Origin of the sequence: Haloarcula halophila, from assembly GCF_029278565.1 — an archaeon.
Lineage (GTDB): Archaea > Halobacteriota > Halobacteria > Halobacteriales > Haloarculaceae > Haloarcula > Haloarcula halophila.
On sequence record NZ_CP119559.1, the window covers coordinates 2,536,048 to 2,556,681 of the forward strand.

A 20,634-nucleotide genomic window follows, 5' to 3' on the forward strand; every position below is an offset into this window, starting at 1 on the left:
GGAGACAGCGAGCCGACCGTCGAACCCGGCCGAGACGAACGATCACTCGCGGACAGTCACCCACAGCGGCCCGACCCACGCCATGCCACCGTCGGCCTGGACGACCCGGAGGTAGTAGCAGTCGTCCTCGGTTCCGCGTTCGTCGTCGTAGGCCATGCCGGTCACCGGTTCGTCGTCGGTCAGCGTCGCCGTCAGGGTAAACGACTCCAGGCCCGCGTCCGGATCGGTGGTTCCCTCGACTGTCGCCCACACCCGGTTGTTCTTGACGACCTCGATCACTTCGATCGGGGCGGTCCCGGCCACGTCGATCGAGAGGGTCCGCGGTGCCGTGGGATCGTCGATCTCGACGGTCGAACCCGCTTCCCCGACAGAGATTCCGCCGAGCGAAAAGTCGACGAGGATTCGATCTGGCTGTGTGGTCCCGTAGACCCGACGGGTCGAGAGCGCGTCGAAGACGCCGTCCCGGGTGTGGCTCTCGGCCCGGAACGCCGTCAGACCGCCGGGATGGCTCGGCTCGTTCCAGACCCGCCAGATGTGGCCCCACCCGATCCCGTCCTCCCGCCACTCGGCGAGGCTGGGGAGGTGTGGCTTCGTGTGGACCAGCGAGTGGCCGGGATGGGGGCCGTGGTAGTCCGACCCGGCGAGCATCCCCACACGGTTGCCCAGTGCGAGGGCGTCCCGAACGTAGTGGCCGTCCTCGTCGATCTCGCCGGAGCCCATCGTCACCGGTCGACGGTTGCCCTCGCGGCCGGGGTACTCGCTGGAGCCCCACTGTGAGTACACCTCCACGAGCGGGGCAACCTCGTCGTCGTAGTCGACGCCGGCGAAGTCGAACGGGTACATCGATTCCGCCGGGTGGTGTGAGATCGCGACGGCCTCGTTGTCGCACTCGGCGTTGTACTCCCGGAGCCGGTCGAACAGTTTCTCGTAGGTGTTGCTCCGGGCGGCCAGGGAGTCGAACAGCACTGCCCCGTCGGTATCGCGGAAGTAGACGTTGACGTGACCGCCCACGTGGGGCTGTTTGGTCCACTCGTAGGCGAACAGGGTGACGAACTCGCCCGGGTCGTCGAGCCGATCCGTCCGGGCTTTCATCTCCTGGAAGTTCGAGCGGTCCATGAGCCAGCGCTGGAGCTGTGGCGGGATGAAAAACCCCATCGTGTCGTGGTCCGTGTAGGCGACGACGTCGAGCGCCATCACGTCCCGGCCGAACCGCATCCCCTTCGACATCGACCCCGCGCCGTCGGAGAACCGCGAGTGGAGGTGGATATCGCCCCACAGCGTCCGCCTGTCGGGTTCGGACTCGTGGACGCGGATCGGGTTGGTGTGAAACTGCCGTCCGGTCACTTCGTCGGTCAGCGTCAGGTAGTGGGTCCCCGGGCTGGCAAACGACAGGCCGTCGACCGTGGCGTACCCGTCGTCCTCCCGCTGGAGCGCCACGCGGTCCGGGACCGTCGCCCGGTCGTCCGTCGCGGTCACCCGGAACCGTCGGTCTGCAGCGTGCAGCCGCTCGTACTCGTCCCAGAGCTGGACCGTCACGGTGACCGACTCGTCGACGACGGCGTCGGAGGGCACGATCGCGTGTACCCGGTCGAACCGGCCGGTTCGACTGGCCAACAGCTCCCCGACCGATGGGCGTCGCTGCGTGAACACCCGGAGGACTTCGGCGAACTTCGCGAGGACCGACATACCCGTACGGAGACGGCCACAGCGGAAATGCGTGCCGGCGCTACGCGCCGAGCCAGCGGGCCAGCGCGCCCGCCAGCACCACGAGCGCGCCGGTGATGAACGTTCCCGGAAGCGGGAGGACGAACAGACCGATACCGAGCAGGACGACTATCGTCGATATTCTCATGCACCGACAGTTCCGCCGCCGCACGTGTACCTCTTGTGGCACCGCCGACCGTTACGGGTTTGCCACCGGCGGACACACCACGAACCATGACGGACGACCTCGCCTGGGAGACGCTGGCTGCCGAGACCGCCTACGACTGTCCGGGGTTCGACGTGGTTCACGAGGACGTGCGACTCCCGGACGGGACCGAGACCGACTTCGATTACCTCCGGGAGGGAGACAGCGTCGTCGTCCTCCCGTTCACGCCCGAGGGTGCGGTGGTCGTCATCGAGGAGTGGCGGCAGGCCGTCGGTCGGGTCAATCGGGGTCTTCCGGCCGGAAGCATGGAAGCCGACGATCCGGACCCGCGGGCGGCCGTCGACCGGGAGTTACGCGAGGAGACCGGCTACGAGGCCGGGAGCGTCGAGTTCCTCTACACCGCCGAACCGGCGAACGGCTACGCCGATTCAGTGTTCCACTACTTCCTGGCGACCGACTGCGAGTCGACAGGCCAGCAGGACCTGGATTTCAACGAGTCGATCCGCGTCGAGACGACGGCGTTCGACGACCTGCTCGACGGCGTCCGAACCGGCGACATCCGGGACGGCCGTTCGGCGGTCGGGATCATGTACTACGCGCTGTTCGAGCGGTGAGCCGGCCCCTCGCGGAACACAACCCTTAGGCACGCGCCGCGTCCACGGCAGGTAATGAGCAACTTCGAGGTCAGGACCTACGACGCCGCTGGCCGGCTGGGCGAACTCACAGTCCCCAGGGCCGGGGTCACCGTCGAGACGCCGACGCTGATGCCGGTCGTCAACCCCCACGTCCAGACGGTCGCGCCGTCGACGCTCGAATCCGAGTTCGGCGCGGAGATCCTCATCACCAACAGCTACATCCTGCATGGCTCGGACGAACTCCGCGAACCGGCCGTGGAGCGGGGACTGCACGACCTGCTGGACTTTTCCGGGGCGATCATGACCGACTCCGGCTCGTTTCAACTGGCGGAGTACGGCGAGATCGACGTCACGACCGAGGAGATCCTGACGTTCCAGTACGACATCGGGAGCGACATCGGGACGCCGGTCGACATCCCGACGCCGCCGGACGTCGCCCGCGAGCAGGCCGTCGACGAACAGGAAACGACACAGGAACGGTTGGAACGAGCGACCGAGGTCGACACCGGCGAGATGCTGGTCACCGCACCGGTCCAGGGTTCGACGCATCCGGACCTCCGGGAGCGGGCCGCTCGGGAGGCTGCCGGGACCGGCCTGGACGTGTTCCCGCTCGGTGCCGTGGTGCCGCTGATGAACGAGTATCGCTACGACGACCTGGTCGACGTCGTCGCCGCGTGCAAACGCGGCCTGGGCGAACGTGGTCCGGTCCACCTGTTCGGGGCCGGCCACCCCATGATGTTCGCACTGGCGGCCGCGCTGGGCTGTGACCTGTTCGATTCGGCGGCCTACGCGCTGTACGCCCGGGACGACCGCTATCTGACGGTCCGCGGGACCGAGCAACTCGACGACCTGGCGTACTTCCCCTGCGAGTGCCCGGTCTGTACCGCCCACGAGCCCGACGCGGTCAGGTCGATGGCCGACGACGACCGGGAGGAACTGCTGGCTCGACACAACCTCCACGTCACCTACGGCGAGATCCGGACCGTCCGGCAAGCGATCCGGGGCGGCAATCTCCTGGAACTTGTCGACGCCCGGGCGCGCGGGCACCCGACGATGCTGGACGGCTATCGGACGCTGCTGGACCACGCCGCGCAACTCGAACGGACCGACCGGGTCTCGAAAGACGCCTTCTTCCACACCTCGACGGAGAGCGCCCGTCGGCCGGAGGTACTGCGCCACCAGCAGCGTCTCGACCGGTTCGAACTCGCCGGCGACGAGGTCCTGCTGACCGAGGGCGGTTCCAACAGCGACTACGACGAGACCTGGGGCGTCGTTCCGCCGTTCGGTCCCTATCCGCGGGGGCTGTCGGAGACCTACCCGCTGACGGCCGAGGTGCCCGACCGGACCGACCGGCGGGCCTACGAGGTGGCCGCCGACGGGGTCGCACGGCTCGTCGACCTCCACCCCGACGTGTCGTTTACCCTGGTCCACGACGACTGGCCGGCGACGGCACTGGAGCGCGTTCCCGACCGGGTCCGACTCCGTGATCTCCACGCCCGCGAGTGAGAAACGGTCAGGGGGCCTGTACTGCCTGTCTCAGTGCATCTCGCCGGTGATATCCGACGAGGAGACCATCCCGACGTAGTCGTCGTCGACGACCGGAAGGTGGTTGATCCCGAAGTTCGTCATCATCGCCGCCGTCTCGGAGAGCGGCAGGTCCGGCGGGACCGTCTCGACGGATTCGGTCATCAGATCCGAGACCAGCAACTCGGCGGTGTCACGCTCCTGTGCGACGGCGTCGAGGATGTCCGTGCTGGTGATGATCGACGGGGGCGCAGTCGTCACGAGCAGAGCGCTGATGTCCTTGTCGCGCATCGTGGCCGCGGCCTCGGTGACCGTCGCGTCCGGGCCGGTCCGTTCCAGCGGCGTCGTCATGATGTCTTCGACGAGTGTTCGATCGTGTCCCATGGGACCACCCAAGGTCGGCCAGGGGTATTGATCTTTGTGCCGCGCAGTCGGTAACGGCGGGTTTCGATACGCCTCACCTGCGCTCTTCGACGATGCGGTGTCTGCACACGAAACCTATGCCGACCACGAACTCAGTTTCACCGATGCGACGACTGTTGTGCTGGTCGAACAGCACGACATCGACGCTGTACCGAGTTTCGACGACGATTTCGACGGTATCGTCGACCGACTCGAACCGACGGCAGTTGCCGACAGAGAGCCGTTCGCTGCTCACTCGTCGCCCCGGATCTCTAGCCGACTCCCGTCCCGCGGGCAGTAGTCGTAGGACGCGACGGTGGCCTGGAACCCACAGTGGGGACACTCCTGGACGACAGTCGGCCCGTCCGCACCGAGTCGGCGAAACAGGAACGGGACGAACGGGACCAGCAGGAACACGAGGACGGTGTCGAAGTACCACCACAGCACCGCGGTCACCAGCAGGCTCGCGGCCACCCCGACGGCGGCCGTCGCGGTTCGGGACCCGACCATGGCGGGCATAGCCGACCGACCCGGAAAAGCCCACTCCACTGGCTTGGAGCGGGCCGACGGGAGGAGGGGTCGTCCGGCCAGTCCCCGAAGAGCAAGATAGTTACTCGCCCGTGGCGGATGGGTGGGCATGACCGACTACTTCGAGGTCCACGAGCGCGACGCCGCCGCGCGACTGGGCGAACTCCGTCTCGCCGAGTCCGTGACGACGCCGGCGCTGGTGGACGACGCCGACGCTGACACGCCCGGGGACCCCCACCGGATTCTCTCTGACGCGGGGAGCCGCTGGGCGAGCGACCCCGATCCGCCGGAGGGCGACGAGTCGACACTGACGGTTCTCCCACACCGCGGACTCCCGGCCGGGACGCCCGAGGAGGTCAGCGAGGCGTTCGCCGCCGACCCTACGGAAGTTGCGTTCCCGAGCGCTGCCGTCGTCTCGCCGGCGACCGCCGCCGACCACGGGACCGACGCCTACGTCCTCTCGGGCGCGCCCGGTGCCGTCGGCCACGCCGCCGCCTTCGTCGATGCCGTGACGACCGTCCGCGAGGCAGTTCCGGCCGACACGGCGCTGTATCTGCCCGGCGTGGCGACGCCCCGCAACGTCGCGACGATGGTCTACGCCGGCGTCGACCTCGTCGACCCGCATCGTGCCGTCGTCCGAGGGACCGAGGGTCGCTATCTCACGACCGACGAGGCGTACTTCCTGGAGGATCTGGACGAACTCCCCTGTGCCTGTCCGGCTTGCCAGACGCCCCGTGAGGCGTTCGACCGCCAGGACTGTGTCGCCCACAACGTCAACGCGCTGGCCGCCGAACTCCGGCGGGTCCGCCGACGGGTCCGTGACGGCCGACTCCGGGACTACGTCGAGGGCCAAGCCCGACAGGACAACTGGCTGACGGCGACGGTCCGTCGGCTCGATCAGGAGTACGGCTACATGGAGGAGCGCACCCCGCTCGTCCGTCGGGCCGAACTCGCCGCGGCCACCGAGGACGCCATCCGTCGCGTCGAGATCCAGCGGTTCGCCCAGCGGGTCACCGAGCGGTACCGGCCCCGGTTCGACGACCGACCGCTCGTCCTGGTCCCCTGTTCGGCGCGCAAACCCTACAGCGACTCCCAGAGCCACAAACAGTACCACGACGCGATCCAGTGGCGCGCCCACGTCGTCTCGATGACCTCGCCGATCGGGGTCGTTCCCCAGGAACTGGAACTGACCTACCCCGCCCAGCACTACGACTCGGTGGTGACGGGGCGCTGGAGCGCCAACGAGATCGAGTTCGTCAGCCGGGTCCTCCGGAACTACCTCGAAGACACCGACTACCCGGAGATCGTCGCACACGTCCCCGGTGAGGGATACCGGGAGATCTGTGAGCGCGTCGAGGACGCTCTGGACCTGGAGTTTTCCTACACCGTCACGGACCACCCGACGACCGCGGACTCGCTGGGCAACCTCGCGGCCGAGTTGGAGGGGTGGGGCAAGTACCCAAAACGCGAACGCGAGCACAACACGATCCGTGCGGTCGCCGACTACCAGTTCGGGGCCGGTGCCGGCGACGAACTGTTCGAGGACCTCTCGACGCAGGGGCGGTATCCACAACTCCGGGCCGACGACGCCGACGGCGAGCAACTGGCGGCGCTGGCCCAGCAGTACGGCACGCTGTCGCTGACGACGGCCGGCGCGCGCCGCTGGGTCGACAGCGACGTGCCGACCAAGACCGTCGAGATCGAACCGTTCGTCCCGCACGGCTCCGTGCTGGCCCCGGGGATCGTCGACGCCGGCGACGACATCCGCGTCGGCGACGACGTGGTCGTCCGGGGCGAGGCAGCCTTCGGGGTCGGCCGCGCCGAGATGAGCGGCCCCGAGATGCGATCCTCGACGCGGGGTATCGCCGTCCAGATGCGCCACGTCGAGGAGCAGTAGCGGCCGACACACGGGAACGGACGCTTCGTCCGCCGCTGACGGTGGGTTCACCCGACACCGATACGCCGACCGGGCTGTCGACACCCTGGAATGAGCCCTATCGGCTAGCCTGAACTCTCCCGGTGGTGTGAGCGGAGGGTGGTTCGGAGAGGCGACGGCCTCGGCGCAAATCCGAAACGAACCGTCCGTTTACTCGGTTGTGAGTTACAATGGATTTATGCTCCCTACGCCCACCGGTTCTTGGCGTGGTATAACATATGTCAATGAGAGCAGTCGTATACAAAGGCGAGAAGGAGGTTGCCGTCGAGGAGGTCGACGAACCGGAGATAGAGCACCCCAACGACGTGGTAATTGATATCACGACAACATGCATCTGTGGGTCGGACCTGCACATGTACGAGGGGCGGACAGCCGCCGAGCCGGGTATCGTGTTCGGCCACGAGAACATGGGGATCGTCTCGGCGGTCGGCGACGCCGTCAGCGACCTGGAGATCGGCGACCGGGTCGTTGCGCCGTTCAACGTCGCCTGCGGGTTCTGCGAGAACTGTGAGAACGGGTATACCGGGTTCTGTACCAACGTCAACCCCGGCTTCGCCGGCGGTGCCTACGGCTACGTCGCCATGGGGCCGTACACGGGTGGCCAAGCCGAGAAGCTCCGCATCCCCTACGCGGACTTCAACGCGCTGAAACTGCCGGACGGTGACGAGCACGAGGAGTCGTTCTCGCTGCTCGCGGACATCTTCCCGACAGGGTGGCACGGCACAGAACTGGCGAACCTCAAAGCCGGCGACTCCGTCGCGGTCTTCGGGGCGGGTCCCGTCGGGCTGATGGCGGCCTACAGCGCGAAACTGAAAGGCGCAAGCGAGATCTACGTCGTAGACCGGGTTCCCTCCCGACTGGAACTCGCGGAGGAGCACTGCGACGCCCACGCCATCAACTTCGACGAGGGCGATCCGGTCGACCAGATCATCGAGGAGCACGGCGGCGAGGTCGACAAGGGCGTCGACGCGGTCGGCTATCAGGCCCTGGACCCCGAGCAGACCAGCAAGGGCGACGACTACGCCTACGATCCTGCCAAGGAGAACCCGGCGGTCGTCATCAACAGTCTCATCAGGGTGGTCCGGCCGACGGGCGAACTCGGCATCCCCGGGCTCTACGTCCCGGAGGACCCCAACGCACCGGACGAGATGGCCGCGCAGGGTCGCCTCGGCATCGACTTCGGACTGCTGTTCGAGAAGGGGCAGGCACTGGGGACCGGCCAGTGTAACGTCAAGTCCTACAACCGACAGCTCCGGGACATGATCATCGAGGGGCGAGCCGACCCGAGTTGGGTCGTCTCCCACCGCGTCAACCTCGACCAGGCCCCGGAGATGTACGAGCGATTCGACGACCGCGAGGCCGAGGACGGCGCGTTCACGAAGGTGCTGCTGGAGCCGTAGCGGACTCGAACCTCCGGTTTCCCGACAGCTCTTTATTTGTAACCCGCTAGCACACGCGTATGTGCCAGTACTGTAGTTTCGCGGACCGCGAGGCCTGGTCGGCCCTGCTCCAGTACGACGAGGTCTACCAGGAAGCCGTCGTCGCGGAGTCGGCGTCGACCTACGGGTTCCACGAGGAGTGGGACGAACTGCGCGAGGAAGTCGGGTACGGAGCGTAACCGTCTACTCCCGGGGAAACGGGTCGTCCTCGGCCGACGGCGGGGCACTCTCCCCGCCCAGACAGGCGTCTAAATCCGCTGTCACCGCGTCTTCGTCGAGGTCCCGGCCGATGACGACGAGCCGCGTCGCGGGGTCGTCCTCACCCCACTCCCCGATGGGGCCGGCCCTGACCGCGGGTCCGGCCTGGCTGACTCCCAGAACCGTCTCGGGCCGGCTCGTTACCCACACGAACCCCTTGAGGCGGACGATGTCGCCGTCCCAGGCGTCGAGCCACTCGTCGAACAGTTCGGGATCGAAGGGCCGCTCCCGCCGGTAGACGAACGACCCGACGCCGTGTGCGGCCGCGGCGGGTTGGTCGCCGTGGTCGTGGCCCGACTCGCTGCCGTCGTCGGTTCCGGCGAGCGCCCGCTTCCACCCCTGGCTCCGCCGGGCGGCGTCGAAGTCGAACAGTCCGGTCCCGAGCACCGCACCGGGGTCGACCTCGGAGTAGGTCGTCCGGTGGAGCCGTGCTCGCGGCTGGAGTTCGCGGACTGCCGCCTCGACGGCGTCGAGTTCCTCGTCCGGGACCATATCGCACTTGTTCAACAGGAGCACGTCACAGAACTCGATCTGGTCGACCATCACCTCTGTCAGCGGTCGCTGTGGGTCGGGTGCGGCCTCGGGCAGCGACTCGCCGGGGTCGAACGCCTTCCAGAAGCCGAACGCGTCGACCACCGAGACGGTCGTATCGAGCCGGAACCGGTCGGGCAGGCTCCCCGCGTCGGTCCCGACGGTCAGTGTCCGTGCGATGGGGATCGGTTCGCTGATCCCGGACGCCTCGACGACCAGGTAGTCGAAGGTCCGCGACTCGGCGAGCCGCGTCACCTCCGTCACGAGGTCGTCCTGGAGCCGGCAGCAGATACACCCGTTCGAGAGGTCGACCACCCCCTCGTCGGTCTCCTCGGCCAGCAGTTCCGCGTCGACGTTTACCTCCCCCATGTCGTTGACGACGACGGCGACCTGCCGCTCGCCGGGGTCGTTCAGGAGGTTGTTGACCAGTGTCGTCTTGCCGGCACCGAGCGGACCGCTGATGACCGTCATTGGGATCTCGTGCGTGGAGCTCACTCTGGTTGTCGACAGGCGTCACGCCGTCTTGAAGCTTTGTCGGTCCGTTCCCACTGGCTGCCCCGACCGCACGGTTTATGCTGGTGCCTGACGACGCCCACTCGTGAACCGACCCCGGCGACTCGTGCCCGTTACGGTGGCGCTGCTCGTCCTCCTCGGCTCGCTCGTGCCACTTTCCGGTGGGGCCGGTACCACTGGGCTTCCGTTCGGCCTGGGACTGACCACGCTCGGCCATCTCGCCGGCTACGGTGGCCTGACCGTCGCACTCGCGTGGGAACGGCGTGTCAGGGCTGTCGGCCCGCTCGTCGCCGTCGTCGGCGTCGCCGTGGCGTTCGGCGTGGGAGTCGAACTCCTCCAGTCGCTGGTTCCGACGCGACAACCGAGCGTCGCGGACGCACTCGTCAACGGTATCGGGGCGACGGCGGCGGCAGTCGTGTGGTCTCTCGGTCGCTCAAACGTCTCTTGAGCCTCCGGAACGCCCTTTGTGTCGGCCTCTCGACTGCGTGTATGCCGACGAGACGACAGTTCGTCACCGCAGCCGGATCGGCGCTGGTCGCGCTGGCCGGATGTCCCGAGGGCAACGATACAGACGGCAACCGGCAGACGACGGTCCCGTCGGCCACGGCGACACGCTCCCGGACCGAGCCAGGAACTGACACCGACAGGGAGACAGCGACGCCGGTGACCGACGAGAGTGATCGCGACTGGGAACCCGACTGGTCGATCGAGACCGGAGCTGATCACCTCGTCGCGCTGACCCGCGACGGCGAATCCCTCTACGCGACGCTGAGTCACGGGGACAGCTCCGCGATCGCGGCGGTCGATCCCGACGACGGAGGGTTCGAGTGGCGGACTCCCTTCGAAGGCGACGCGGTTACGAGTAGCCACCTCGACCAGTCCAACGCCCGGGACAAGTGGAGCGTCACCCCTGCCGACGGGACGCTGTACGTCGTCACTGGCGCGGTCGACGACTACGAGTGGTCGGCACTGCACGCGGTGGACCCGACGACCGGCGAGGAACTGTGGTCGTTCCGCCGCGAGCGGGAACTGGCGGTCGCCGGCGTCCGGGACGGAACTGTCGTCGCCGGCGGACTGGAGTTTTTCGTCCCGGACAGCACGCACGACACCCCCGACGAACCGCTGACCACCGTCGTCTACGGTCTCGACGCCGCGACCGGACAGGTCCGCTGGGAGCGGTCCTACACTGCGGTCTCCGCGGCGACCACGTACGCCGGGGGCGTCGCGGTCGGGGAGCGCGACCGTATCGTCGGAACTTCCCTCGACGGAACAGAACAGTGGCGCGTCGGGACGGCCCAACCACGCGCGCTGCTCGCGCTCGACGGATCCGTCGTCGCGGCGGTCGCCGACGGCGACTGGTCGACGATGCGGGCGTTCGACCCCGACGGGACCGAGCGCTGGACGCGCTTTCGCACCGCCGACTCGTTTCTGGTCCACGACGGGGTGCTGTACGCCCTGGGCGAGTCGACGGGCGCGCTCGCCACCGACGGAACGGTCCGCTGGGAGGCGTCCGGCCACGGTCAGTGGCCACTGGTGGCCCCCGACGGGGAGACGCTGTACGCCAGGGCCGGCATCGGGATGGACTCGGTCGACGCGTTCGACCTGACTCGCGGGACGCGCCGCTTTCGCTACGAGACGCCGTCGAACAACGGGTGGCCGGCCGGTGCGACCGACGGGCTGGTGGTCGCCGAGGCGATCACGCCCGAGGAAGCCGACTTCACGAGTCTGCTCGCCGTCGACGAGACGACAGGCGAACTGAGGGGCGTGTACCGACCCGCGGATACCGTCTTCGACGTCGCCGGCGTGGGCGAGACCGCCTACGCTGCCATCGGCGACGAACTGCTGGCCTTTGGCCCACCGGAGTAACGAAGCCGATATACGCGCCCGTCGGCTATCCCGGTCCAATGAGCAAGCCCAGTCCCGAAGTCTACGAGCAGGGCAAGGGCATGGACGCCCACAACGCCGTGATGCGGGAGGTTCGGTCGCGCAACGACTCCACCTACGACCCCCGCGAGCCGACCCGGGTGTGGATCGACGAGGACAACACGCCCGACGGCGTCTACCAGAGCCTGACGATCATCTTGAACACCGGCGGCTGCCGGTGGGCCCGCGCCGGCGGCTGTACGATGTGTGGCTACGTCGCCGAGAGCGTCGAGGGCGGGAGCGTCGCCCACGAGGACCTCATGGCACAGATCGACCACTGTCTCGACCACGAGGCCGAGGAGGCCGACGACGAGAGCGGCCTGATCAAGATCTACACGTCGGGGAGCTTCCTCGACGAGCGGGAGGTGCCCGCCGAGACCCGCCAGGCCATCGCCGAGACGTTCAGCGACCGCGAGCGGATCGTCGTCGAGTCGCTGCCGGACTTCGTCGAGGACGAGCGGGTGAGCGACTTCGTCGACGTGGGCCTAGAGACCGACGTGGCGGTCGGCCTGGAGACCGCGACCGACCGCGTACGCCACGACTGCGTGAACAAGTACTTCGACTTCGCGGACTTCGAGGAGGCCTGTCGGGCCGCACAGGAGGCCGGTGCCGGCGTCAAAGCCTACCTCCTCATGAAGCCGCCGTTCCTCTCCGAGCGGGAGGCACTCGACGACATGATCGCCTCGGTCCGCCGGTGTGCCGGTGTCGAGGGCTGTCACACCGTCTCGATGAACCCCTGTAACGTCCAGCGGTACACGATGGTCGAGGAGCTGTACCACGACGGCGGCTACCGCCCGCCGTGGCTCTGGTCGGTCGCCGAGGTGCTGAAAGAGACCGCAGACATCTCCGGGAGCGAAGCGACCGGAGGCTCGTCAGACGAGCAAAGCGAGTCTGACGGTGAGGACGTCATCGTCGTCTCCGATCCCGTGGGCCACGGCAGCGACCGCGGCCCGCACAACTGCGGGGAGTGTGACGACCGGGTCCAGCGCGCGATCAAGGACTTCGACCTGCGACAGGACCCCAGCGTCTTCGAGCAGGTCGAGTGTGAGTGCGAGGCGACCTGGGAGGCCGTCCTGGAACGGGAGCGCAGTTACTCGCTGCCGTTGGCGCGGTAACGGGCTTTTGCGGTCGCGGTGGCTACGTCCGTCCCGTCGTCGCTAGCCGGACGACCCGTCCGAGCGCCACCCAGGCGACGCCGAACGGGAGAAACAGCGCGGACGTTCGAACGACGGCCATCCGTACAGGTAGCGGGAGTATCGCTCCGGCCAGAACGACCAGGACCGGCACGACCGGGGCCAGGAGACACACCGCTACCGTGACGGCCGGCGGGTCGGGACGCCGATGGAGGACGACACCGATCAGCCCGGTCCCACTCAGTGCCAGCGCGTAGCCGGTGATCGCCAGCCACGTACGGACGAGCCCGGCGGGGTCTTCGCCAGTGGCGGGGACCGGAGTGAACCCGGCAGCGACGTAGGCGGCTACCGACTCGGCCGCGAGCACTCCCAGACAGCACAGGCCCAGCCCCGTCGCGCCGAGCGCGACTCGACCTGTCCGCTCGGGGCGATCGAAGACCGTGGAGAGGCCCGCGACACCACCCAGGAGGAGTCCGAGTCCCAGCAGGGACCCGATATCGTAGACGGTCCCCACGTACGGGCGTGTCCCGAACGCCGCGAACTGGAGCCAGGGCATCGCCGTCCAGCAGACGGCACCGACTGCGGCCCCGACCCCGCTCCAGGCGACCGCCCGCCTTCGCTTCGGTGAGGGTTCCATACTGGACCGTCTCTCCCCCACCGCAAAACGCTCGCGGTGGCACCACTGGCCTCCGACAGCGAACCAGGACACTCCCCGCTGGCACTTTCACTTTCACTCCGGTAGGGTGGCTCTTATTATCGTGGCCTGCTTACTAGTCGATAGGGGCCGCCGGAACCTGTCACACGCTCCAGCGACCCCACCCTTTCCCTTTGGACACGTCCACTGGTAGTGATTGTTCGGTCTGTTTCGGATCGACTGCACGAGAGCGTGCGGTCGTCCCGGTACATCGCTACAATACTCCTGTGAGAGAAGCCACGTACCGACGGTTCTGGACCGACGACGGACTCGTCGGTCGAACCGGAACTTCGATCGCTACGAGACGCCGGCTGTCCGTGTCGTGGACGCCGATCGGTCCACTTCGGTAGACTGTCCGCCGCTACTGAGCGAACCCTTCGAGGACGCCCTCGCCGTCGGTCCGACCCAGGTCTTCCAGCGAGGCCCGCTCGGGGTGGGGCATCATCACCGCGATGTGGTCGTCCTCGCCGACGATGCCGGCGACGTTGTGTTTCGAGCCGTTGGGGTTGGCTTCGGGCGTGACGGCACCGTCCTCGTCGCAGTATTTGAACAGGACGCGGTCCTCGGCCTCCAACTCGTCCAGGCGCTCGTCGTCGATCTCGTAGCGCCCCTCGCCGTGGGCGATGGGGAGTTCGACGACGTCGCCCGCCTCGTAGTGGCTCGTCCAGGGTGTCTCGGCGTTCTCGACCCGGAGGTAGACGTGTTCACACTGGAAGCGGGCGCTCTCGTTCGTCGTGAACGCACCGGGAGTGAGGGCGGACTCACAGCCGATCTGGGCACCGTTACAGACGCCGAGCACCGGCGTTCCGTCGGCGGCCGCCGCGCGGATGTCCGCCATGACCGGCGAGCGAGCGGCCATCGCGCCGGCCCGGAGGTAGTCGCCGTAGGAGAACCCGCCGGGCAGCATGATACCGTCGACGTCCGAAGGGAGGCCGTCCTCGTGCCAGACGAGTTCGGCGTCGAACCCCAGCGATTCCAGCGCCTGGACGGAGTCGCGGTCGCAGTTCGAACCGCCGAATTGGATGACTGCGATCATGCTGTCTCGGTCACGTCGACCTCGTAGTCGTGGATGGTCGGGTTCGCCAGGAGCCGTTCGGCCATCTCCTCGGCGCGGTCGCCGGCGTCCGCGGCGCTGTCGGCGTCGAGGTCGAGTTCGAAGACGTCGGCCGAACGCAGGTCCGACAGCTCGAACCCGAGCCGTTCGAGGGCCTGCTGTGTCGTTTCGGCTTCGGGATCGAGGACGCCCCGCTTGAGCCGGACCGTGACGGTGGCAGTGTAGGCGGTCATTAGTGGCAACGGTGCGGTCGGCGGAGAAAACGCTTGTGTTCTCAGTCTACGGCCGTCCATTCCGTCGGCTGGTCGGGGAGGCCGCTGACCCGGATCTCCTGGCCGGTCCCGGACTCCCGGAGGTCGATCCGGCCGTCGAACGCCTGTGCGATGCTACCCAGAACGCGGTCGTCGTGTGCTCTGGGGTCGATGACACAGACACCGAGCCCGTCGGCGGTCCGGATTCGACTCGTCACGGTGTTGATAAACCGGTAGACCGGCCGGACGTCGTCGCTGTAGACCAGCAGCGGCGTTAGGGTGTAGATCCCCGTCCGGACGGCGTCGAACCCCCGGGCGTACACCTGCTCGTACTGTCCGGCGTACTCGATCCCGATCCCGGTGAGGTCGGCGGGCGTTCCGACGGAGGAGACGAACTCGCCGAGGTCGTCGCTGCTGTCCCCCGCACAGTCGACGACGCGGACCCGGCCGTTCGAGAGATCCTCACCCGTCCGGTCGATGCCGGCAAGCAGCTCCCGTGCACTCACGTCGGCGGCGATGAGCACGATCCCGTCGCCCCTGTCCGCGGTCAGCAGCTCCAGCGCGAACCGCCGTGTCCCGCCCAGTATCGGTCCGGCGACCAGGAGGCTCGTCCCGGGCTCCACCGGCGCTATCGGGAGGTCGCCGAAGCCGTACTGTCTGTCGAGTTGTTCCATCTCATTCCACCCCGTCAGATAGTCGTTTCCGCAACCGCAGTTGCTCCTGCACTTCGTCGGCGAACCGACGGAGGTCCTCGCGCTCGGCACGGCTGTACGAGCGTGGCTCGTCGTCGATACAACAGACCGCTCCCAACGCGTTCCCCGCCTCGTCGGTGATCCGTGCGCCGGCGTAGGACCTGATGTCCAGTTCGTCGAGTCGGTCGACGGCCGAGAACCGCGGGTCCTCGTGGACGTCCTCGACGACCAGCACCTCGTCTGTCAGGATCGTGTGGGTACAGATCGTGTCTTCGCGGGCCAGGGTCGGCCAGTTGGCGCCGACACAGGCGATGAACCGTTCCTCGTGGGCGTCGACCAGGCCGATGAAGGCGACGTTGATGTCGAAGTGGTTCGCGATCAGCGTCGTCAGCCGATGGAACGTCGCTTCCGCACCGAGTTCGTCGATGTCGTACTCGCCGACGGCGGCGAGCCGTTCGGTCTCGTCGGCCGGAATTGGATACGCCGCTTGGCTGGACGACCGAACGGCGTTTCCGACGACATCGACCAACCGCTCGCGGGCGTTCGGGACAGTCTGTGGGACGTACTCGACGATCTGGTCCGGCCGCTCTCGCGGAAGGTCCGAGGGGGAGTCGGCGGTAAACAGCACACAGACGCAGTCGGGATTCGAGGTCCGCACCGCGTCGACGGCGTCGAACGCGTCGCCGTCCGGGAACGTCGTCGCAGTCACGACACAGTCCGTGTCGGCAGTGACGGTCGTCTCGATATCGGCTATCGAACCGACCGAACCGACAGCCAGTCCGGCGGCTTCCAGTGCGTCGACTGTTGCCGACCGTTCGCTCGCGTCGGGGTCGGCAACGACGACAGCCGGCGAATCCACAGTCACACCGTCACACTCACTCTCTACCCTCATAGATGTGACGCCCTGATCGACGGAAAACGAAGGCTTTTGCACTATCCCGGTCCAACGGCGGAGCAATGAGCGTACGTACCCGACGGTGGTGGCCGTGACCCGCGGTCTCACCGAGATCACGGTCGTCGGCGACGACGATACCGGTCTCATCGCCGAGGTGACCAGCCTGCTGTTCGAACGCAGCATCAACATCGAAGACCTCGACCAGGCCGTCCGGGACGGAGTCTTCCGGATGACGATGCACGTCGACACCAGTGGGATGGTGACGACCGAGGAGACACTCCGCGAGGACCTGACGGAACTGGGCGAGAAACTCGGCGTCGACCTCCAGGTCCGGTTCCCCGCCGACCGCGAGACCCAGTCCATCGCCGTCCTCGTGACCAAGGAGTCACACTGTCTCGAAGCCCTCTTCGAGGCCTGGGCCAACGGGGACCTCGGTGCCGACATCGAGGTCGTCATCGGGAACCACAGCGACCTCCAACCCCTGGCCGAGAAGTACGACGTTCCCTTCCACGACATCGGCGACGAGAAGGGGACGCCCGACGAGGACCAGTTGCTGGACCTGCTTGCGAGCTACGACGCCGACCTCATCGTGCTGGCCCGCTACATGCGCATCCTCTCGCCGGACGTCGTCTTCCGCTACGAGAGCCGGATCATCAACGTCCACCCGAGCCTGCTGCCCGCCTTCCCCGGCGGGTCGGCGTACATGCAGGCCATCGAGGAAGGCGTTCGCATCGCCGGGGTCACCGCACACTACGTGACGACGGACCTCGACCAGGGACCGATCATCACCCAGCGGGCGTTCAACGTGCCCGACGAGGCCACCGAGGAGGACCTCCAGCAGATGGGCCAGCCGCTCGAAGCCGACGCGTTGCTGGAGGCGATCCGGCTGCACCTCAACGACGAGGTCACCGTCCACCGCGGTCGGACGAAACTCCGCGACGACGAGGTCGATGCCCAACTGGGCGCTCCGACGGACCTCAACGAACTCAATCCCGACCGTCCGATCGACGGATTGGGGGAGTTCGTCGCCGAGGAGGACGGACCCGAAACCGAGGCCGACGACTAGACGTTCCGGGGTTTTCCGAGAACTACCGAAACCGATCGTCTCAGTCGCTCTGTCTTCACCTTCTCGTCGCGCCCCGGTCCGAAGACGACGGTGACGAGACGGGGGACTTCCGACTCAGAGGTCCCGGACGGCGTCGATCGCGGCCTCCAGCGATGGCGCGTCGAAGACGTTCCCGTCCACGTAGGCGTTCGTCCCGGCACAGTAGAGGTCGCCCATCGCGTCGATCACCGACCGGTCGAGCGGTTCGGGCGACCGTTCACAGAGCGATTTCCAGTCGGCGACCCCTTCCTCGGTGGCTCGCTGTTTGGCCTCGCTCACCGCCTCGACCCACTCGGGCTGGGTCCGCTTGTGGTACTGGCGGATGACCTCCTTCGAGACCTGCTGGCCGTCGGCCGAAAAGCGGTTCTCGTCGAAGGTCCCCACCACGTCGGCGATGCGGATCTGGCCGCCGTGGTAGAGACACTCGATCTTGCCGTCCTCGTGGACCAGGCCGGCGTCATCGGCCTGTCCGGTGACGATGTGGTTGACCGCCCGAGCGAGTTCCTCCAGCCGGTCGACGTCGGCGACGCCGGCGATCCGGTCGGCCTCCTCGCGGTCGAGGTACCGGTCCTGTTCCTCGTATTTCGTCGAGAACTCGACGACCGGCGTCTCCAGGTCGACCGGTTCCGCTGGCCACTCCGCGGCGTCGAGGCCGTGGTCGGCTGGGTCGGTCCGGGACCGTAGCGAGGAGCCGACCGGCACGCGGTTCCGGAAGACGATCTCCAGGGGAATCAGGTAGTTCTCGCCGGCGTCGGCGTGGTAGGCGTCGTAGTCGTAGGCCCCGTCGACGAAGGGGAGCTCGGGCACCTGCGTCAACGAGATGACCATCTCCTCGGGTGCGGTGCCGGTCGAGAGCGCCTCGCCGAGGTCGACGGTCTCGTCGTGATCGGGAAGACGGACGCCCTCGTAGTGTGTCGGGATGTGGTTCTCCTCTAGCAGTTGGAAGTTGAACGCCCCCATCGTACACAGCGAGGCCCCTTTCTCCGGAATCCGGTCGGGCATCTTCCCCCAGTCGAACACCGAGTAGTCGTCGGTGAACACGAAGGCCCCGCGGCCCAGTTCCTCGGCCGTGGCAGGTTCGTCGATACGGAAATCCTTGACGCTCGTCATTAGCGGGGGGTTTCGGGGCCGACACAAAGACGTTTCTCACTCGCCGCTGTCCGGGACTGTCGGCCGCCGGACCCGCCCCTCGACGCCCGGAACCGGTGGTCTGGCCCGTTTGTGAGCCGTTTGCGAACACATCTCGACGAACTGGCGCGCGGTCGAACTGTCCACGCCGACCGCGTCGGCGGCCGCCTCGACAGACACGCCCTGTTCGATGATCCGGTACAGCAGTGAGTCGATCACGTCGTAGCTCGCGCCGAGATCGTCGGCGTCCGTCTGTCCCGGACGGAAACCGGCGGTGGGTTCTTTTCCGACGATGTGGTCCGGCACCCCGAGGTGCTCCGCCAGCGCACGGACCTCGGTCTTGTAGAGGTCGCCAAGCGGGAACAGGTCGGCGGCACCGTCGCCGTGTTTGGTGACGTAGCCGAGCAACAGTTCCGAGCGGTTGACCGTCCCGAGGACGAGGCGGTTCGTCCGGGTCGCGGCGTAATACGCACACAGCATCCGCAGTCGTGCGATCGCGTTCTCGCGGGCACGGCCGGCCGTCGGCGTCGATCGCTTGGAGTCGGCAGGGTCGAGGGCGGGTGCGACCGTCTGGTCGAACTGGAGGAGCAAGGGTCGAAGCTGGACGCGCTCGAACGGCATTCCGAGCGCGTCGGCGACGGTACTGGCTTCCAGTGCCGCGGTGGCGTCGGTTTTGTGACACGGGAGTCCGAGGCCGAGGACTCGTTCGGGACCGAGTGCTTCGACGGCAAGCGTCGCCGCTACCGTCGAGTCGAGACCCCCGCTCATCGCGACGACGACGCCGTCGGCCCCCGCCGACTGAACGCGGTCCTGAATGAACGAGACGAGTGCCGATTCGGTTGCCGAGATGTCGTCGATGGCGTCCGATAGCAGATCAGAGGGATGATCGGTGCGTTCGTGCATTGGATATCTCTTACAGATGCAACTCCAGCCGCTACCGACCTTTACGCCTGATCCTTAAACACCTGAGAGAGTACGGATGGCTGCTAGCACGTTTGGAGCCGACCGCCCGAGGGGAACCACTTTGGTCACGGCGCGGGATACCGCAGGTGATGGCCGCGAACCTGCTCGTCGAGGGTGGTATCATCGTCGCTGCCACGATCGCGATCTGGAAAGGCAGCGACTGGCTGGAGTCGTCGAGCGAACAACTTTCGACGTACTACGGGCTCCCACAGGTCGTCCAGGGGGCGATCGTCGTCGCCGTCGGCTCCAGTTTCCCGGAACTGGCGACCGTCGTCGTCGCGGCCCTGGGGGGGTCGATGCCCCTCGGCGTCGGTGCGATCGTCGGCTCGGCGATCTTCAACATCCTGGTGATCCCAGCCGTCGCCGGGATCGCTACCGAGGACGACATCGAGTCCAACCGGACGCTCGTCTACAAGGAGGCACAGTTCTACATGCTCGCGGTGTCGGTGTTGCTCATCACCTTCGCCATGGCGGTGATCTACTACCCCGGTGAGGCGACCTTGATGGGTGACGTGACCCGACCGCTGGCACTGATGCCGCTCGGACTGTACGGACTCTACATCTTCATCCAGTACCAAGACACCGCGGACCACCAGGCCGACGACGACGGCGGCGACATCGCCGTCGGCAGACAGTGGCTCTTCCTGCTCGCGGGGCTGGGCGTCATCCTCGTCGCCGTCGAGAGCCTGGTCCACTCGGTCGGCGTCATCGGCCGAGCCGCCGGGGTCCAGGAGTTCCTGCTGGGTGTGACGATCCTGGCTGGGGCCACCTCGCTGCCGGATACCCTGGTCAGTGTCCGGGCGGCAAAGGACGACCGCGGAGTCGCGTCGCTGGCGAACGTGCTGGGATCGAACACGTTCGACCTGCTCGTGGCGATCCCGCTCGGCGTGCTCATCGCCGGCACCTGGACGGTCGATTTCGCCATGGCCGTCCCGATGTTCGGCGCCCTGACCGGAGCGACGATACTGCTCTTTACCGCGTTGCGGACCGATCTCGCCTTGAGCGACCTGGAGTCGTACGCGCTGCTGGGTGCCTATCTCGTCTTCGTCGGCTGGGTCGTCTCCGAGTCCCTGGGGATCGTCACGGGTATGCTGCCGGCGTAGGGTACTGGCCAGAACACCCGGTCCCGCCATGCTTTTGCCTGCCCCCACCTAGTCCGA

General features: G+C 67.3%; 23 protein-coding genes. 11 read left to right on the forward strand and 12 right to left on the reverse strand.

Annotation, left to right across the window (positions count from 1 at the left end; all coding sequences use genetic code 11):
- Positions 1-42: 42 nt before the first annotated feature.
- Together P0204_RS13330 and P0204_RS13335 are read right to left on the reverse strand one after the other, a co-directional pair.
- Complete coding sequence (locus P0204_RS13330; RefSeq protein WP_276180000.1) at positions 43-1,686, reverse strand: DUF3604 domain-containing protein; 1,644 nt, start codon at positions 1,684-1,686, stop codon at positions 43-45.
- Between the two features lie 40 nt (positions 1,687-1,726).
- Positions 1,727-1,852, reverse strand: coding sequence for a hypothetical protein (locus tag P0204_RS13335; protein WP_276180002.1), 126 nt, complete (start codon positions 1,850-1,852; stop codon positions 1,727-1,729).
- A gap of 86 nt (positions 1,853-1,938) precedes the next feature.
- On the opposite strand from P0204_RS13335, the gene P0204_RS13340 reads away from it, so the two are divergent.
- Together P0204_RS13340 and tgtA are read left to right on the forward strand one after the other, a co-directional pair.
- A complete protein-coding gene (locus P0204_RS13340; protein WP_276180004.1) occupies positions 1,939-2,484 on the forward strand; it encodes an NUDIX hydrolase in 546 nt (181 codons plus the stop codon).
- A gap of 54 nt (positions 2,485-2,538) precedes the next feature.
- Entirely contained in the window at positions 2,539-4,011 is a 1,473-nt protein-coding gene (tgtA, locus tag P0204_RS13345; RefSeq protein ID WP_276180006.1) for a tRNA guanosine(15) transglycosylase TgtA, read from the forward strand.
- 30 nt (positions 4,012-4,041) lie between these two features.
- Here the strand turns inward: tgtA and P0204_RS13350 are convergent, their stop codons facing one another.
- Positions 4,042-4,413: a CBS domain-containing protein gene (locus tag P0204_RS13350; RefSeq protein ID WP_276180008.1), complete on the reverse strand. Its 372-nt coding sequence runs from the start codon at positions 4,411-4,413 to the stop codon at positions 4,042-4,044.
- A 97-nt stretch (positions 4,414-4,510) separates the two neighbouring features.
- Here P0204_RS13350 and P0204_RS13355 point away from each other — a divergent pair, with 97 nt between their 5' ends.
- Positions 4,511-4,732 carry a hypothetical protein gene (locus tag P0204_RS13355; protein ID WP_276180010.1) on the forward strand — a complete coding sequence of 74 codons (222 nt, stop codon included), beginning with the start codon at positions 4,511-4,513 and terminating at the stop codon, positions 4,730-4,732.
- Here the strand turns inward: P0204_RS13355 and P0204_RS13360 are convergent.
- Positions 4,684-4,941, reverse strand: coding sequence for a hypothetical protein (locus P0204_RS13360; RefSeq protein ID WP_276180012.1), 258 nt, complete (start codon positions 4,939-4,941; stop codon positions 4,684-4,686). The two genes, P0204_RS13355 and P0204_RS13360, sit on opposite strands and share 49 nt — an antisense overlap.
- A gap of 127 nt (positions 4,942-5,068) precedes the next feature.
- Here P0204_RS13360 and arcS point away from each other — a divergent pair, with 127 nt between their 5' ends.
- The 3 genes from arcS to P0204_RS13375 all read left to right on the forward strand — a co-directional run bounded on the left by arcS (position 5,069) and on the right by P0204_RS13375 (position 8,513).
- Positions 5,069-6,856: an archaeosine synthase subunit alpha gene (gene arcS, locus P0204_RS13365; RefSeq protein WP_276180014.1), complete on the forward strand. Its 1,788-nt coding sequence runs from the start codon at positions 5,069-5,071 to the stop codon at positions 6,854-6,856.
- Between the two features lie 263 nt (positions 6,857-7,119).
- Positions 7,120-8,295 carry a glutathione-independent formaldehyde dehydrogenase gene (locus P0204_RS13370; protein WP_276180016.1) on the forward strand — a complete coding sequence of 392 codons (1,176 nt, stop codon included), beginning with the start codon at positions 7,120-7,122 and terminating at the stop codon, positions 8,293-8,295.
- 59 nt (positions 8,296-8,354) lie between these two features.
- Positions 8,355-8,513: a hypothetical protein gene (locus tag P0204_RS13375; protein WP_276180018.1), complete on the forward strand. Its 159-nt coding sequence runs from the start codon at positions 8,355-8,357 to the stop codon at positions 8,511-8,513.
- A gap of 4 nt (positions 8,514-8,517) precedes the next feature.
- Here the strand turns inward: P0204_RS13375 and P0204_RS13380 are convergent, their stop codons facing one another.
- A complete protein-coding gene (locus tag P0204_RS13380) occupies positions 8,518-9,594 on the reverse strand; it encodes a CobW family GTP-binding protein (RefSeq protein WP_276180020.1) in 1,077 nt (358 codons plus the stop codon).
- A 127-nt stretch (positions 9,595-9,721) separates the two neighbouring features.
- Here P0204_RS13380 and P0204_RS13385 point away from each other — a divergent pair, with 127 nt between their 5' ends.
- From P0204_RS13385 to P0204_RS13395, 3 genes are read left to right on the forward strand one after another with little or no spacing between them, the layout of a single operon-like run.
- Positions 9,722-10,084 carry a VanZ family protein gene (locus P0204_RS13385; RefSeq protein ID WP_276180022.1) on the forward strand — a complete coding sequence of 121 codons (363 nt, stop codon included), beginning with the start codon at positions 9,722-9,724 and terminating at the stop codon, positions 10,082-10,084.
- 41 nt (positions 10,085-10,125) lie between these two features.
- Positions 10,126-11,502, forward strand: coding sequence for an outer membrane protein assembly factor BamB family protein (locus P0204_RS13390; RefSeq protein ID WP_276180024.1), 1,377 nt, complete (start codon positions 10,126-10,128; stop codon positions 11,500-11,502).
- A 38-nt stretch (positions 11,503-11,540) separates the two neighbouring features.
- The gene (locus tag P0204_RS13395) at positions 11,541-12,674 is read left to right on the forward strand and encodes an archaeosine biosynthesis radical SAM protein RaSEA (protein ID WP_276180026.1); all 1,134 of its coding nucleotides are present in this window, start codon (positions 11,541-11,543) and stop codon (positions 12,672-12,674) included.
- 22 nt (positions 12,675-12,696) lie between these two features.
- Here the strand turns inward: P0204_RS13395 and P0204_RS13400 are convergent, their stop codons facing one another.
- From P0204_RS13400 to P0204_RS13420, 5 genes are all read right to left on the reverse strand, one after another.
- On the reverse strand, positions 12,697-13,329 hold the full coding sequence (locus tag P0204_RS13400; protein ID WP_276180028.1) for a hypothetical protein: 633 nt from the start codon (positions 13,327-13,329) through the stop codon (positions 12,697-12,699).
- Between the two features lie 418 nt (positions 13,330-13,747).
- Entirely contained in the window at positions 13,748-14,422 is a 675-nt protein-coding gene (gene purQ, locus P0204_RS13405; RefSeq protein WP_276180030.1) for a phosphoribosylformylglycinamidine synthase I, read from the reverse strand.
- Positions 14,419-14,673 (reverse strand): phosphoribosylformylglycinamidine synthase subunit PurS, encoded by a 255-nt coding sequence (gene purS / locus P0204_RS13410; RefSeq protein ID WP_276180032.1) that lies wholly within the window; start codon positions 14,671-14,673, stop codon positions 14,419-14,421. The genes purQ and purS overlap by 4 nt, the downstream gene beginning before the upstream one ends.
- A gap of 41 nt (positions 14,674-14,714) precedes the next feature.
- Positions 14,715-15,365 (reverse strand): DUF7504 family protein, encoded by a 651-nt coding sequence (locus P0204_RS13415; RefSeq protein WP_276180034.1) that lies wholly within the window; start codon positions 15,363-15,365, stop codon positions 14,715-14,717.
- A 1-nt stretch (position 15,366) separates the two neighbouring features.
- Positions 15,367-16,248: a GAF domain-containing protein gene (locus P0204_RS13420; RefSeq protein WP_276180036.1), complete on the reverse strand. Its 882-nt coding sequence runs from the start codon at positions 16,246-16,248 to the stop codon at positions 15,367-15,369.
- A 112-nt stretch (positions 16,249-16,360) separates the two neighbouring features.
- Here P0204_RS13420 and P0204_RS13425 point away from each other — a divergent pair, with 112 nt between their 5' ends.
- A complete protein-coding gene (locus P0204_RS13425) occupies positions 16,361-17,344 on the forward strand; it encodes a formyltetrahydrofolate deformylase (RefSeq protein ID WP_276180038.1) in 984 nt (327 codons plus the stop codon).
- 114 nt (positions 17,345-17,458) lie between these two features.
- Here the strand turns inward: P0204_RS13425 and P0204_RS13430 are convergent, their stop codons facing one another.
- Together P0204_RS13430 and P0204_RS13435 are read right to left on the reverse strand one after the other, a co-directional pair.
- Complete coding sequence (locus tag P0204_RS13430; RefSeq protein WP_276180040.1) at positions 17,459-18,493, reverse strand: phosphoribosylaminoimidazolesuccinocarboxamide synthase; 1,035 nt, start codon at positions 18,491-18,493, stop codon at positions 17,459-17,461.
- Positions 18,494-18,529: 36 nt separating this feature from the next.
- Complete coding sequence (locus P0204_RS13435; protein WP_276180042.1) at positions 18,530-19,414, reverse strand: NAD+ synthase; 885 nt, start codon at positions 19,412-19,414, stop codon at positions 18,530-18,532.
- Between the two features lie 149 nt (positions 19,415-19,563).
- On the opposite strand from P0204_RS13435, the gene P0204_RS13440 reads away from it, so the two are divergent.
- Positions 19,564-20,577, forward strand: coding sequence for a sodium:calcium antiporter (locus tag P0204_RS13440; RefSeq protein ID WP_276180044.1), 1,014 nt, complete (start codon positions 19,564-19,566; stop codon positions 20,575-20,577).
- Positions 20,578-20,634: the final 57 nt, after the last annotated feature.